This window comes from Aurantimonas sp. A2-1-M11, assembly GCF_036549475.1.
Lineage (GTDB): Bacteria > Pseudomonadota > Alphaproteobacteria > Rhizobiales > Rhizobiaceae > Aurantimonas.
This window is the reverse complement of sequence record NZ_JAZHLI010000044.1, coordinates 24,973-39,320: the sequence shown is the minus strand read 5'-3', so window position 1 is coordinate 39,320 and position 14,348 is coordinate 24,973. Positions and strand designations below refer to the sequence as shown.

11 protein-coding genes and 3 pseudogenes are annotated in these 14,348 nt (G+C 61.4%); 8 read left to right on the top strand and 6 right to left on the bottom strand.

Annotated features, from left to right (window positions below):
* The 3 genes and pseudogenes from VQ042_RS17655 to istB all read left to right on the top strand — a co-directional run.
* A pseudogene (locus tag VQ042_RS17655) lies at positions 1-187 on the top strand (IS21 family transposase); the annotation flags it as partial.
* A 507-nt stretch (positions 188-694) separates the two neighbouring features.
* The gene (locus tag VQ042_RS17650) at positions 695-1,300 is read left to right on the top strand and encodes a Mu transposase domain-containing protein (RefSeq protein ID WP_331821632.1); all 606 of its coding nucleotides are present in this window, start codon (positions 695-697) and stop codon (positions 1,298-1,300) included.
* A 264-nt stretch (positions 1,301-1,564) separates the two neighbouring features.
* The gene (gene istB / locus VQ042_RS17645) at positions 1,565-2,389 is read left to right on the top strand and encodes an IS21-like element helper ATPase IstB (protein ID WP_331821631.1); all 825 of its coding nucleotides are present in this window, start codon (positions 1,565-1,567) and stop codon (positions 2,387-2,389) included.
* A 549-nt stretch (positions 2,390-2,938) separates the two neighbouring features.
* Here istB and VQ042_RS17640 read toward each other — a convergent pair.
* The 3 genes and pseudogenes from VQ042_RS17640 to VQ042_RS17630 all read right to left on the bottom strand — a co-directional run bounded on the left by VQ042_RS17640 (position 2,939) and on the right by VQ042_RS17630 (position 6,402).
* A pseudogene (locus tag VQ042_RS17640) lies at positions 2,939-4,762 on the bottom strand (glycoside hydrolase family 15 protein).
* 126 nt (positions 4,763-4,888) lie between these two features.
* A complete protein-coding gene (locus VQ042_RS17635; protein ID WP_331821630.1) occupies positions 4,889-5,095 on the bottom strand; it encodes a hypothetical protein in 207 nt (68 codons plus the stop codon).
* A gap of 26 nt (positions 5,096-5,121) precedes the next feature.
* Positions 5,122-6,402, bottom strand: a complete 1,281-nt coding sequence (locus VQ042_RS17630; RefSeq protein WP_331821629.1) for a hypothetical protein — start codon at positions 6,400-6,402, stop codon at positions 5,122-5,124.
* Between the two features lie 712 nt (positions 6,403-7,114).
* Between VQ042_RS17630 and VQ042_RS17625 the strand changes: the two genes are divergently transcribed.
* Positions 7,115-7,468, top strand: coding sequence for a hypothetical protein (locus VQ042_RS17625; RefSeq protein ID WP_331821628.1), 354 nt, complete (start codon positions 7,115-7,117; stop codon positions 7,466-7,468).
* Positions 7,469-7,494: 26 nt separating this feature from the next.
* Here VQ042_RS17625 and VQ042_RS17620 read toward each other — a convergent pair whose 3' ends face one another.
* Entirely contained in the window at positions 7,495-7,899 is a 405-nt protein-coding gene (locus VQ042_RS17620; protein WP_331821627.1) for a hypothetical protein, read from the bottom strand.
* 117 nt (positions 7,900-8,016) lie between these two features.
* On the opposite strand from VQ042_RS17620, the gene VQ042_RS17615 reads away from it, so the two are divergent.
* The 4 genes and pseudogenes from VQ042_RS17615 to VQ042_RS17600 all read left to right on the top strand — a co-directional run bounded on the left by VQ042_RS17615 (position 8,017) and on the right by VQ042_RS17600 (position 12,668).
* Positions 8,017-8,979, top strand: a complete 963-nt coding sequence (locus VQ042_RS17615; RefSeq protein WP_331821626.1) for a DNA-binding protein — start codon at positions 8,017-8,019, stop codon at positions 8,977-8,979.
* 186 nt (positions 8,980-9,165) lie between these two features.
* Positions 9,166-9,717, top strand: coding sequence for a hypothetical protein (locus tag VQ042_RS17610; protein ID WP_331821625.1), 552 nt, complete (start codon positions 9,166-9,168; stop codon positions 9,715-9,717).
* A gap of 227 nt (positions 9,718-9,944) precedes the next feature.
* Positions 9,945-10,322: a hypothetical protein gene (locus VQ042_RS17605; protein WP_331821624.1), complete on the top strand. Its 378-nt coding sequence runs from the start codon at positions 9,945-9,947 to the stop codon at positions 10,320-10,322.
* 915 nt (positions 10,323-11,237) lie between these two features.
* A pseudogene (locus VQ042_RS17600) lies at positions 11,238-12,668 on the top strand (IS701 family transposase).
* A 177-nt stretch (positions 12,669-12,845) separates the two neighbouring features.
* Here VQ042_RS17600 and VQ042_RS17595 read toward each other — a convergent pair.
* Both VQ042_RS17595 and leuD read right to left on the bottom strand, forming a co-directional pair.
* The gene (locus VQ042_RS17595) at positions 12,846-13,703 is read right to left on the bottom strand and encodes an isocitrate lyase/PEP mutase family protein (RefSeq protein WP_331821623.1); all 858 of its coding nucleotides are present in this window, start codon (positions 13,701-13,703) and stop codon (positions 12,846-12,848) included.
* Positions 13,704-13,720: 17 nt separating this feature from the next.
* The gene (gene leuD / locus VQ042_RS17590; protein ID WP_331821622.1) at positions 13,721-14,341 is read right to left on the bottom strand and encodes a 3-isopropylmalate dehydratase small subunit; all 621 of its coding nucleotides are present in this window, start codon (positions 14,339-14,341) and stop codon (positions 13,721-13,723) included.
* Between the last annotated feature and the right edge of the window lie 7 nt (positions 14,342-14,348).

Here is a 14,348-nt window from a genome sequence, read left to right as displayed (position 1 = left end):
CGGGACCAGACCGAGGACATCACCCGCCGCTATCAGGCGCTGTGCGACCACTACGGCCTGAAGCCGAGCCGCAACAATCCTGGCGAAGCGCATGAGAACGGCGCCGTCGAGGCTCATCACGGCCATCTCAAGGTCGCCCTCGACCAGGCGCTGATCCTGCGCGGCAGCCGCGACTTCGACAGCATCGCCTCCTACCGCCGCTTCCTCGACGAGACGGTGGCCCGGCGCAACCGGCACCGTCGTGACGGCCTGGCAAGCGAGCNCAATCCTGGCGAAGCGCATGAGAACGGCGCCGTCGAGGCCCATCACGGTCATCTCAAGGTCGCCCTCGACCAGGCGCTGATCCTGCGCGGCAGCCGCGACTTCGACAGCATCGCCTCCTACCGCCGCTTCCTCGACGAGACGGTGGCCCGGCGCAACCGGCACCGTCGTGACGGCCTGGCAACCGAGTTGACCAGCCTGGGGGCCTTGCCGCCGCGCCGCACCACCGACTTCGTCGAGATCGTCGCGCCGGTCACACGCACCGGCGGGTTCCAGGCCGCCGGTGTGTTCTACAGCGCGCCCAGCCGGCTGATCGGCNGCGCTGATCCTGCGCGGCAGCCGCGACTTCGACAGCATCGCCTCCTACCGCCGCTTCCTCGACGAGACGGTGGCCCGGCGCAACCGGCACCGTCGTGACGGCCTGGCAACCGAGTTGACCAGCCTGGGGGCCTTGCCGCCCCGCCGCACCACCGACTTCGTCGAGATCGTCGCGCCGGTCACACACACCGGCGGGTTCCAGGCCGCCGGTGTGTTCTACAGCGCGCCCAGCCGGCTGATCGGCCATCGCCTGCGCGTCCATCTCTATGATGCCCGCGTCGAGGCCTTCCTCGGCAACACCCACGTCGTCACCCATCGCCGGGTGCGCGCCGGCGGCGGTGGCCGACGTGTTCATGTCGTCGACTACCGCCATGTCATCCACGCCCTGCAGCGCAAGCCGATGGCGCTCGCCGGCTCGCTCTATCGCGACAGCCTGTTCCCGCGGGATGAGTATCGCCAGGCTTGGGCGGCCCTCGACAAGGCGCTGCCGCGCAAGGACGCCTGCAAGCGCATGGTCACCCTGCTGGCACTGGCCCACGAGGAGGTATGCGAGGCCCAACTCGCCGCATTGATCGCCGCCGATCTGGCGGCCGCATGCTTGCCCGATCCGGCCCTGCTGCGGACCCGCATCACCCAGCGTGGGCGCACCATTCCCGATGACGTGACGGTCGTTCTGACGCCGCTTGCCAGCTACGACAGCCTGCTGGAGGTCAGCCGATGAGCGTCCACGTCGATATCCACACCCTGCCGGCCATGCTCACCGCCCTGCGCCTGCCCAGCTTCCAGCGGCACTGGAGCGACCTGGCCGGGCGCGCCGACGCCGAGGGGTGGCAGGCCGCCCGCTTCCTCGCCGCCCTGGCCGAACTCGAGCTGGCCGATCGCGACAGTCGCCGTATCCAGCGCCACCTCGNCGCACCATTCCCGATGACGTGACGGTCGTTCTGACGCCGCTTGCCAGCTACGACAGCCTGCTGGAGGCCAGCCGATGAGCGTCCACGTCGATATCCACACCCTGCCGGCCATGCTCACCGCCCTGCGCCTGCCCAGCTTCCAGCGGCACTGGAGCGACCTGGCCGGGCGCGCCGACGCCGAGGGGTGGCAGGCCGCCCGCTTCCTCGCCGCCCTGGCCGAACTCGAGCTGGCCGATCGCGACAGTCGCCGTATCCAGCGTCACCTCCTCCAGGCCAAGTTGCCTGCCGGCAAAACCCTGGCGACCTTCGACTTTGCCGCGCTGCCCACCGTGCCGAAGGCCAGGGTCACCGCGCTCGCCGCCGGCGACTGGATCGAGACCGGCGACAATCTGGTCGCCATTGGCAACTCCGGCAGTGGCAAGACGCATCTGCTGGCGGCCGTCGGCCATGCCCTGGTGGAGGCCGGCTACCGCGTCCTCTATACCCGCACCACCGATCTCGTGCAGCGGCTACAGGCCGCCCGCCGCGACCTCGCCCTGGAGGCGGCTCTGGGAAAGCTCGACAAGTTCGACCTCCTGATCCTCGACGACATCACCTACGCCAACAAGGATCTGGCCGAGACCAGTGTACTGTTCGAGCTGATCGCCCGGCGATACGAGCATCGCAGCCTCGCCATCGCCGCCAATCAGCCCTTCAGCGCATGGGACCGAGTCTTCCCCGAGCAGGCTGTCGCTGTCGCCGCCATCGACCGCCTCGTCCACCACGCGACCATCCTTGAAATGAACGCCGAAAGCTACCGACGACGCTCCGCCGCAATACGGATCGACGGCGGACCGCCAATCGTCCGCGACAGCCTCAGCGACAACCAAACCGAACCAGGGAGCGACAGCCAAACCTGACGACAACCACCACCCCAGCCGCAGCAGCACCAGCCAACTTGGCTGTCGCTGACCGGACATCATGGTTGACGTGCTACATCACTTCTGACCTCTCCAAAAAGTCACTGATTTTATTGGCTTTCCTCCATTCGAAAATTTGGACAATGGAAGCGTGACCGTCGATGGACGGCGATGGAACGAAAATGGAGCTATCGGGAGATCGTTGGAAATTCCAACGGCTTCATAGGACGCGGATATTGCTGGCTTTCTTCCAACGGGGTTGGCGGCGGATCTCCATTATTGGATGGCGGGCAATGGAGGAAATGGCGGCGCGATGGAGCAAGGTGTCGGAGAGACGACAGGACGCCCCGCCGAGTGGCCGGCCGACGGGACTGGGACGAGTGACCGGCGCCATGTCGGAGAGACTGTGGTACGGGATTCGAAATGACATCCCTCCTCGACAGATTGGGTTTTCGGACGTCGAGGATCGGCTTTCGCAACTCTCGCACCATGGCGATCCACTGGAGAAGCTCTCCATTCAGCAACCATCAAATGCGCTGGATAGCACCATCATGCGACCACTTCCGCGTTGTCCGGGTCTGCTTCGGCACGCTCGTCCGCGGGCCCCTTCACCCGCGAAAGATTGAGCGCCGTGACAATCAGGCCTACGTGACTGAAGGCTTGAGGAAAGTTCCCCAGCATCTCCCGCCCGTGCGGATCGTATTCCTCGGCAAAAAGTCCGACGTCGTTCGAAACCGAGATGAGGCGTTCGAACAGGTGAAGCGCATCCTGGTGGCGCTCCTGAAGGATGTAGACGTCCGCGAGCCAGAACGAGCAGGCGAGAAAGGCGCCTTCCACGCCGGAAAGACCGTCGTCCGTCTCGCCGGTATCGTATCGAAGGACGAAGCCGTCGTGAATCAGCCGCTTCTCGATGGCCTCGACGGTGCCGACGACCCTTGGGTCGTCGGCGGGCAGAAAGCCGGTCATCGGGATGTGGAGAAGGCTCGCATCGAGCGACTTCGAACCGTATGACTGAACGAAGGAATTGAGATCGCGGTCGAACCCGTTCTCGATGACGTCCGCATGAATCTCATCGGCGATGCGTCTCCACCGATCAGACAGGGTCTCCCCGCCCTCCGTTTCAGCGGCCATCTTGGCGGACCGGTCGAAGGCGACCCAGGCCATGACCTTCGAGTGGACGAAGTGCCGTCGGTCTCCCCTGACCTCCCAGATTCCTTCGTCCGGCCGTCGCCAGACCTTTTCGAGGAACGGCATGATCACGCGGCCTATGGCAGCCGATCGCGGATGCGGGGCAAGGCCACCCGACCGCGCCTGGAGCAGCATGTCGGCCACCTCGCCATAGACGTCGATCTGGAACTGCTCGGCAGCCGCGTTGCCGACCCGCACGGGTCGTGATCCGCGAAAGCCGTCGAGCCAGGGCACCTGCCATTCCAGGAGATGTCGTTCGCCCGCGACGCCGTACATGATTTGCATCTGAGCCGGATCGCCGGCTACGGCACGCATCAGCCACGAGCGCCATGCATCGGCCTCCTCGTAATAGCCGAGGTCCATGAAGGCCATCAGGGTCAGCGTAGCGTCACGGAGCCAGCAGTAGCGATAATCCCAGTTTCGTTCGCCTCCCATCGTCTCCGGGAGCGAAGTGGTGGCGGCCGCGACGATCCCGCCTGTCGGGGCGTAGGTCAGCGCCTTCAGGGTTATCAGGGAGCGCTTCACCTCTTCGTTCCATGCGCCGACATCGGGACAGCGATCGGAAAAATCTCGCCAGAAGCGCTCCGTATCGATCAGGCCTTTTTCCGGGTCCGTTCCATCGAACGGCGGCAAGTGCGATGACTGATGGGCGAGTGTGAACGCGACCCGCTGGCCCGCCTCGACATGGAACGTACCTTTCGTGTGCATGTCCTCGCCGTGCAGTTCGACCGGACTTCAAAGCACCAGGGCGTCGGGGCCCGCGATCGCGGTCATCGTGCGTGGGTCGATCCAGTTGACCCATGGGATCGCCCGGCCGTAGTCGAAGCGCATGACGAGATCGAAGGCGAACTCGACGGTTCCCTCAAGCCCGACCAGGATGCGAACGAGACTGGAGAGACCGTCGCGGGGCGGCATGAAATCGATGAGCACCGCCGAACCGGACGCCGTCCGGAACGTCGTTTCCAGGATCAGCGTGCCGTCGCGATAAGAGCGCGTCGCGTCGAAGCGATCGTTCACCGGCGCGATCGACCAGCGGCCGTCCTCGTCACTGCCGAGCAGTGAGGTGAAGACCGACGCCGAATCGAACCTCGGCAGACAGAGCCAGTCGATCGAGCCATTTCGAGAAACGAGTGCCGCCGTCTGGCAATCCCCGATAATGGCGTAGTCGTCTATCCTGCGCTTCATCCACACTCCCATCCGTTGCCGTCCAAGCACGGCATCTATGGTGACGAAGTTCGCAGATAAGGTCGCATGACGCCAAGCAGGTAGCGCTTCACTTCCCGAACGACCCGGTCACCTTCTGCTGGACGGTCAATGGACCGGCTCCTTGTCGACGGCATGGACGAAGGCGTCGGTGTCGAGCAGAGCCCCGTGGGGGATCGCCACCACGCCGTGGGCGCTGAGCCCGGCCACCGCCGAAAGGCAGCGATGGCCAAGCCTGGTGTCGAGACAGACGTAGTCGATCCGGATCGGACCGCCGGCGTTCGCGATGCAGTTCATCGCGATCTCGTCGGTCATCAGGCCGGTCGAGGGCCGTCTTGGCATCACGCGATCGGAGTGTTTTGGTCAGCCTCGGCGTTCCGGGTCGATCGCGCCGCCAACAGAGCTTCCAGAGAGTGCCTGATCTCGATCCCGTGCCGTCGGACGCGTCGCTCGAGGCCGATCTCGCCGACGCCGACAAAGCCACCTGAAGCGGAAGATAGAATACCGCCACGGTACTCGTCTCTCCAATTGCTCTCCATCTCGTGGCGGCTCATCAGCGATCCAGCAGTCTTATCAACCTCGTCCCAAGCTTTCTTTTCGCCGATCGGACGCACCCTGCGAAGAGTGGCGACTTCACGAACGTCGTAACGTGCACGCTTGAGCGCGAGCTTCGCTGCAGCTGCGGGATCATCAAGCCACGGAGAGGCCCAGGCAAAATGCCACGTCCCGAGACCATCGCGCCAGTTGAGTTTGCTCCAGTGATCGCGAATCTGGTCGGCTTCGATACCGGTTCGCAGATCAATGCCATCAATGGTGAAAATCTGGACCATCATCTCGAGGGCACATAAATCCGGACAGTCTTCGAGAGCCAGTTCCGGGGACAGCAGTCCGCCGCCGCGGCGGGCGATCTCAAAAAGATTCCGGGGCAAGTCCGAGCCATCAACGTCCGCCAAGGTAAGATCAGTCGACGCTACCAACTCGTCCCAAATGAACTCGCCCGGGGGAGCCTGAGTCATGGCGTACCATACTGGCGGTATCCCTCCCCTGAACACCGGCCGCAGGCGACCCGCGAACTGCCTCAGTTCCTCTTCCCGGTATTGCGACTGCACCTGGCGCTCCCAACGGCCCGCCATTACGGGCACGTCCATGAAGACATCGCGGCCGTCACGCATACGCAAGATTCGCCTCTCCGTCGCACGAACGGTCTCACCATCTTTGTCCAAACTTTCGGAGGGATCGGCGTCATCGTAGCCAAGCGCAGCAGCAAGATCGCTTGTGACCGTCGGCGATAGTTCTTGGCGTCCGATGGAAATCGCCGCAGCGTGGTTCTTGGCAAAATCCAGCCCTCGCAAAGCTCCATAGTGGACGAAATCGGCGTTCACCGGGGGAAGCCATGCCATCTGCAGCCCCCGCCGAACACGCAGCGTTGACCCGACAAGAACGCGCCCGGCAGCGTTCTCTCCGCAGATGATGGAGATGACCCGCCGGACCCTTGCCAGTTGGATCGAGGCGGCATTCATCGCAGCATGATCGCCACCGCCTTTAGGGCCCACAAGCTCGACATCCGAAAGCATTCGATCGCAAACCGCCACCGCCCGCAGGTTCAGCAGATCTCCCCTCAAGCGTCTTTCCCTTCTACCGACTTTGTTGCGCCCTACGCATCATCACTGTAACCTTTCAATATCTATCCGTATCCTCTGCGCTGAAGGCAATCTAGAGCTGCAGGGCGTTACAACCCCGGTAGCCGAAATGCCATATCCGCAGTCCCCCGCGTTACGACTGGCCCAGCGCTTCTCTCCCGATGGCACGAAAGTCCTGGATCCCGGTGGCCCCACCGCAGCATTCATCCCGGTTCCGTTAAAATTGCTTACCCTCATGCGGCTCCCTTCCATGCCGGCTCGCGCCACCGCGGTCTGTTGGCTGGCTTTTCTTGAGGAGGTGGAGAATGCCCGGAAGGAGGAGGCGTACGGTATGCGTACCGTGCCGGTATCGTACTTACCGCGCGATGGATTCCGCCGGGGCGGCACGAGAGCGCTCCGCGAGATTACCGAGATCATTGCGGCGGCAGAGCAAGATGCTCCGCATAGTATATTCGCGGAACCTCCCCGGATTGAGGGAAACCCGCCCCTGATGAGATGGCGCATCGGTGAAGAGGCCCGGTCGGAAATTGTAGCGAGCTTCCGGCTTGACCGCAGAAGAGTTACTCCGTTTTTCCGGATCGAGCTCGGTACCGCGATGTACGCGAGAACCCGTTGGACGATGCCCCTCTACGCCTCACTCGGTCGGCGAATCATAGCCAGGCGAACGACAGCTGACCTCGGCGGATGGGTGCGAATGACAATCCCCCTTCACGAGCTTGCCGAAGAGCTCGGCTGGACCGGCCGTCAGTTCAAGGACTTCCGTCGAAAGGCGCTCCGGCCCGCTCTCGTCGATCTGGGATTGGATGACGCTCTCTCAAATGCGCGCCCGCTGTTTCTGGATCTGCGCAGTGAGACAACCACGAGCGGGATGTTGGCGATCGCAGGCCGCCGAATCGGGCGAACAGGACTTCTCCTCGATTCGCCGCCACTTCGCGCAAAACTCCGGGCAAATCGCGGCCGACTTGGTGATCTGCCGACAAACGCGGTCGACGACCAGAAGGCCCACAATGCCATGCAGCCACCGCTCCGGCAGGGCATTGTTTGGTAGGTGAAGATAAATCGCCAGCACCGCGGTCAGTGCGCCGGATTTCGCATCTCCACACGCATAGCGAGATGGATTGCGCTGAGAAGCGCCTTCCCGGCAGGGCTGATCTTGAGGGCTTTGTGCTTCTTTTGCCCGGGTATGACATCTTTCTCGATGAGACCCAGCCCTCCTCGCTTGGCAACTCCATGGCCGAGAGCATCCGAGTGCCTCGCAACAGTCGAATAAGGCAAAGCGAGCGTCTGGGATAAATCTCGAAGATCAACGCCCCGCATTTCATCCGAGCTTGAGACATTGGCGGCAGTCAGGAGTGTATAGAGCATTCCGACAGGCATGGCGGGATACTGCCTGCGCACCTCATCGAGCGCCGCGGTGAACGCCTTCATTTCCGGCGTTTGCAACGCCGAAAGATCCGGATCCTGAAAGAAAAAGAACATTGCTGCCTCCATAATGGTCGATCGACAAATAGCCGATCGTCGCCGACATCGCTATCAGAGTTGCGCTTTACGCGAAATCATAATATGTGATGGCTAGAAACGCTGTGTGGAGACGAAATGATGGTGACGAAGACGCAGATCGCGGACGAGATGGATAAGTTGGAAAAGATTGGTCTGGAGCCGTCCGCGGACAGGCTGCTGCAGCGGACGGGGGGCAGCAAGACCAAGGTTCTCGAGCTGCGCAACGAGGTCCGCGCCGAGCGCGACGCGCTGGAACGGACCGGCGCGGACCTGCCGGAGAGCGTTCGGGCAATCGCTTTTGACTTGGTTCGCTCGACACAGAAGACGCTCGAGGATGCTCACGCCAGCGCGGTGAATGTCATGTTGCGACGCGCCAGTGCCCTCGCCGACGAGAACGAGTCGCTCGAGAGGGACCTGGCGGAGGCGAAGAGTGCAGCCAGCTCCGCTGAATCCAGATGCGATCACCTGCAGCGCGAGAATGAGCAGCTGCGTGCACGGATCATTGCGGTCAGCACGGAAATGAAGGCGATCACGCAGAGTGCAGTCGATAATCGCAGTGAGCGAGCGAACGCTGGTTCCAGTCCCACGGCATCAATGAGCATATCTTCTCAGACTGCGAGCGACGAACGTGCAAGCGAGTCACGATCCAGGCCCTCGCCCCCTGCCCCGGCAGATACCGTGCCGGTATCCTCGTTCGAAGTACCGAAGGTGCGGCCCGCGGCCAGTGCCGTCGATCGTGCGGATGTGAACGCGAACAGTGTGCATGCGGCAGACGTCATGCTGCCGACACAGATCGATCTGGAAGAAGCGATCGCCAATCACCACACCGATGAGCGAGAGAAGGCCGGAGATACACGGAACGAGGTTTCTAGTTCGACTTCTTCAATGCCGAATACTCGGAGGTCGATTCTTGAGCAGAACCGGTCCTCCAGCGCGTTCCACTCGCCTTCCGCGGAGACACCGAACCCTCCTCGGAACCTCAAGATCCCGAGTTTCCTGCAGCGTGAAGGGAACGGAACGGTCGAACACAGCGGAGAGAAACGCTTCGGGAATGTGTGATCCCAGGATTTCGCTTTCGAAGCGAGTTGAGACTTCGTGCCGCACTCATGGGGGCGGAACGATTCTCTCGAATGACAACCCGATGCATGAAGTTGGCGGCCTCGATACGATCAATGTCAGGCGATGTTCGGCTCATGAGGTCGATTCCGCTGTCGATGCCGAAAGCTACATGCAGGAGACTGTCTGATGTGCAGCAACAGTACCGCAGCTCCGAGAAAACCGATCGCCGACCAGACTAATTGCATCATCTCCATCCGTCGACATACGGCGGTCATCGACACGAGTGGGGTCAGCGACACCGGGCCCCTGACGTTCCACAATACTGCAGACGTCGACGAGGCCATCGCAGAGCGGCTTTGGAACAGCGCGGTCTTCGGCCGCGGCATTCGCCTTGACGGATCCGACATCCACGAAGCCGACTTCCTCGTCGTGCCGGGCGCCATGCGAGGCATGTCGATTGACGAGCTGGAGAAACTCCCGGGCATCGTTGCTTACGAGTGGGACCCGCACATGTACCCACCTGAAGAGGTCGACGATGAAATTTGCAGTGCGTTAGAGCGGCTGCAGTCAGAAGGAAGGTTGCCCATCCCAATTGAGCACTTCATCGGCAACTATTTGTGCGATCCCAACCCCGACTCGGCGTTCGAGTCGATCGACAGGCTGTCGCAGTGGGGGGACATCCTGCTCCTCGGCGATTCCGCCTTTCCTAGGCTGTCATTGCCCGTGAATCGGCGGTGATTGACTTAAGCAAAGCCGCTTCTGCGGCGGCTTTAGGCCCTGCGCTCGAGAGCGTGAACTCACAGACGACACTCAACCAAGGCGACATCGTTCTGCGACCCAGCCGCGCCGGAAATCGAAACCGTTCGCAGTGTCGAGCTCGCAGCCTCATTCATGGGCCCTCATGGCGAAGCAAACACGAAACCTCAGAGCTCCACGTGAAGCTCCCTCATCTACGGAGACAAGAATTGAAAATTTTTGACGACACTCATCCTACGGAGCCGAAGCTCTTCGCTTACCGTGTCGAACAGCTGACCTTGGCTGGAACAGATGGCGGAACCTGGTTCTTCAGCTGCACGCAACCCCCCGGTATTCTTGCTGTCGTAGTGCGCATGCCCGACGCTATCCGGCTTAATCGCAACGATTTTCATCATGTCGGACAGGGCTGGCACGACGTGGCTCTTCACCTGAACGACGATCGCAGCCTTGATGAACTTGTTGGTTGTTACAAAGAAATGACCGGCAAATTCGAGGGCAGCCGCCCCTTACTTGAGATTGGACATCAAGTCCATAGCTGGGCGACCAGCGTGATCGCTGATCGCCTTTCGGATACTCGTGCAGCATAAGCCCGGATGCGCCACAGCCGTTGGTCCGTAGTAAAGGTTGTCCGTAATCTAATATAAATTGAAAGACTCATTTTTATTAAAAGCGACGGAGGATATGGGCTCTCCTCATTATTCATCCGAACTTTGACGAGATCACGAAGCGACGATCATCCAAAGTTCGCAATCAAACATGGCAGATCGAAAGTTTCGATGCTGCTAATATTGAAAAATCGGAAGGAAGCCGAAATGCACCCTTCAATAATTGTTAGCGACGATTTGGAAGAAGATCTTCAGCTTGCGTATGACGCGTTTCTCAAAGAGCCGAAAGACGAAATCGAAGGATGTCTCTCTAAAGACGGCATTCTGAGACCGTTTCTTTCGGTCAATCGAACGCTGTGCCTTGCTTCCGGGGGGCGGCGTCAGGGCGGTTTGGGACTGCTTCCTGACCGTCGGCGAGCCGAATATCGAGAGAGGTGTGTTCTTTGGGGAAGTCACGCTCGACCCGTCCCTGGACGGCTACAACGAGATCCCCGAATGGCAGGCAATGATCCGACAAACTTGGGAAGACGGCTGGGACAAGCGGACCTCCATTGTCATCACTACGGACGAGGATGGGGACGAAGTGATCATGCGAGATAAGGATGGCGATCCGATGGAACGGGGCCGGTACCACGGCACCGAGTGCCGGCGGGATTTCGGCGACAGCGACGATGTCGAATCCAGGTGCGATCGATGCAATCGGTTACTGCCCCCTATGTCCCTACGAACGGCTGATGAGATTCTTTGCGAATATTGCATCGAAGAAGGAAACGAGGAAACGAGCGTACGCGGAGAATGGAATCCGGTTACTAATCTTACTGAGTCAGAAAGTCGCGTTCCTCGGAATCGAGCGACGACATAGGATCGTGTGGTGTTGATGGATTAGGAGCCACACGCATGTCGCAGATATTTGATGCGAGCAGTGAAGCGCGTTTCCTGTCATTCGTCGAGGAACTGGTGGGCGTGATCGGTCACGCGGATCGCGCCGGGCCGCTTCGAGACTACTGCACCGGCCTGTTGCTGCCGGCTGAACGCAAGAGCGTGGAGCCGATGGCAGCGATCACTGCGCCGTCACGCGTCGCCGCACAACACCAGTCACTGCTTCATTTCGTCGGGCAATCGCCCTGGTCGGACGAAACGGTCCTTGCCAAGGTTGCCGCGATGGTCACGCCCGCGGTCGAGGGCAGCGGGCCGATCGAGGCCTGGATCATCGACGACACCAGCTTTCCAAAGAAAGGCAGGCATTCTGTCGGCGTGGCGCGCCAGTATTCCGGCCAACTCGGCAAGCAGGACAACTGTCAGGTCGCCGTCTCGCTGTCGATCGCAAACGACGCAGCGAGCCTTCCAGTCGCCTATCGTCTCTATCTGCCGCAGGACTGGGCCGACGATCCCGCGCGCCGGCAGAGAGTTGGCGTTCCGGAAGACGTCAGCTTCAAGACCAAGCCGATGATCGCTCTCGATCAGATCATCGCCGCCTGCGACGCGGGCTTGCCGCGAGGCGTCGTCCTGATGGATGCCGGATATGGCGCCGACACGAAGCTGCGTTCCGGTGTCACCACGCTCGGGTTGACTAACGCGGCAGGCATCCTGCCGCAGACATCGTTGTGGACGCGGGACAATCCCCCGCCGTCGCCGCGTGTCTGGTCTGGCCGCGGCCGACCGCCAAAGCGGATCCGCCGCGATCGCGAGCACCAGCCCGTATCAGCCAAGACGCTGGCGCTCGGCTTGCCCGACGAGGCCTGGATCGAGATTACGTGGCGGGAGGGCTGCGAAGAGCCGCTCGCGTCTCGCTTCGCCCGTATGCGCGTGCGACCGGCGCACCGCGATCACAATCGCAGCGAGCCCCGTCCCGAGGAATGGCTGTTGATCGAATGACCCCACAGCGAGGACGAGCCGAGCAAATACTGGTTGTCGACCTTCCCAGAGAGCATCGCCTTCGATCGGATGGTGCAACTCACCAAGATGCGGTGGCGGATCGAGCGCGACTATCTCGAGCTCAAGCAGGAGCTTGGGCTCGGCCACTACGAGGGCCGCGGCTGGCGGGGCTTTCACCACCATGCAACGCTCTGCATCGCAGCATACGGATTCCTGATCGCCGAATGGGCGAGGTTTCCCCCCCCTCAGCACTCGCCCCAACCAAACGCCCGACGCCTGGCGTTCCCGGAGGTCGTCGATCCCGCAGCGCCGCCACTGCGACCCGAACGGCACGTGCCGAACTCGATCGCGACCCTGCGAAGACGCCTCACAAGCGCACTCGCGCGAAGTCTCGAGCGATGTCCCTATTGTGCAACGAAATATCCGCCAAACCGAATCCTGCCAGGTTTATGACGCAGTAGGACTAAGTCCTTCCCCTTGTAATTGGCTCCTCCGGAGCTGCTGCCACGAGAATGCCCGACCAGCCGCTAATCGGTTCTTCTCTTTCGACGATCTCGCTTCTACGTCAAAACCCGACCACGCCTTTTCCGCCGCGCTGGTCAGCCCTGACGCCGAGCAGGTCGTGTCCCGTCAGGACGCGTAGCGCTTCTCGAAGTCCCATACTTCCTGAAAGCCAATCAGCTGATTGAAGTCGCTGAAGCTGTAGAGCGGCGTGCGTGCGGTCGTTTCGCCGTTATCGAGAAGGTCGCGATAGGCGTTGTCTAGAGAGGCAGCGGTCGAAAGGAACCCGGCGCCGGGAAAGATGGAGATTGCATAGCCCATTTCCGCCAGTTGCGAAGCCGGAAGAATTGGCGTGCTTCCGCCATTCGCCATGTTCGCCAGAAGCGGCTTGTCGATCCGGCGGGCGACCTCGGCCATCTCGGCCTCACTTTCGGGAGATTCGATGAAAATAACGTCGGCTCCGGCGTCGGCATAAGCCTCGCCGCGTCGGATCGCCTCGTCGAGTCCAAGACTGGTCCGGGCATCGGTTCGGGCGATGATCAGGAAATCCTCGCTCGACCGGCTGTCGCAAGCGACCCTGATCTTCTTGACCATATCGTTGATGGGGATGACGCGGCGATCAGGAGTATGGCCGCACTTCTTCGGAAATTCCTGATCCTCAATCTGGATCGCAGCCACACCCGCCTCCTCGTAACCCCGCACCGTGTGCCGGACGTTAAGGAGTCCTCCATAACCAGTATCGGCATCGGCGATGACCGGCGTCTTCGTCATGCTGGCGATCCGTTGCACCCGTTCGAGCATGTCGCGATATGTCGCAAGCCCGGCGTCCGGCAGCCCGAGATAGGACGCGACGGTGCCGTAGCCCGTGACGTAGAGTGCCTTGAAATCCATTCGGTCGGCGATGAGTGCGGAGATCATGTCGTATACGCCTGGGGCGACAACATAGTCCTTGCTCGCAAGGGACTGCTTCAGGGATGAATTTTTCATGGTCTTCTCCTTGGGGTTCAAGCGTGATGCGGTGCATCCAGCCAAGGCTGGCTCTCTATGTGATGTTTTTCAAAAAGCTTGATGGTCTCCGCACTGCGGAGCGTCATCGTCGTCTCCGACAGGCCGTGCAGAAGTGATTCCTTGCGATGTGCATCGATATCGAATGTGAAGGTAAGGCCGTTGGACACCACGGTCTGGGTCTGCAGATCGACGTCGAGCACGGTTTCTGGGTGCTGCAAAGAAATGGCGAGGAGCCTTTCGACCTTGGCCTCTTCCAACCTCACGGCGAGGAGTCCGTTCTGCATGGCGTTGTTGTAGAATATGTCGCCGAAACTCGGAGCGACCACCACACGGATGCCGTGGTCGACCAAGGCCCATACCGCGTGCTCTCGCGAGGATCCGCAACCGAAATTGCCCCGCGTGACGAGGATCGACGCTGACGCATAGCCAGGCCGGTTCAGGATGAAGTCGGGATCGAGCGTTCCGTCCGGCCGGACGCGAAGATCGGTGAAGAGCACGTCCCCGTAGCCCTCCTCTCGAGGCCGGTGCAGGTAGCGTGCCGGGGCGATCTGGTCGGTGTCGACATTGCTCTGGGGGAGCGGGGCGACGATGCCCCGGTGACGATCGAAGGCTTGCATTAAATGA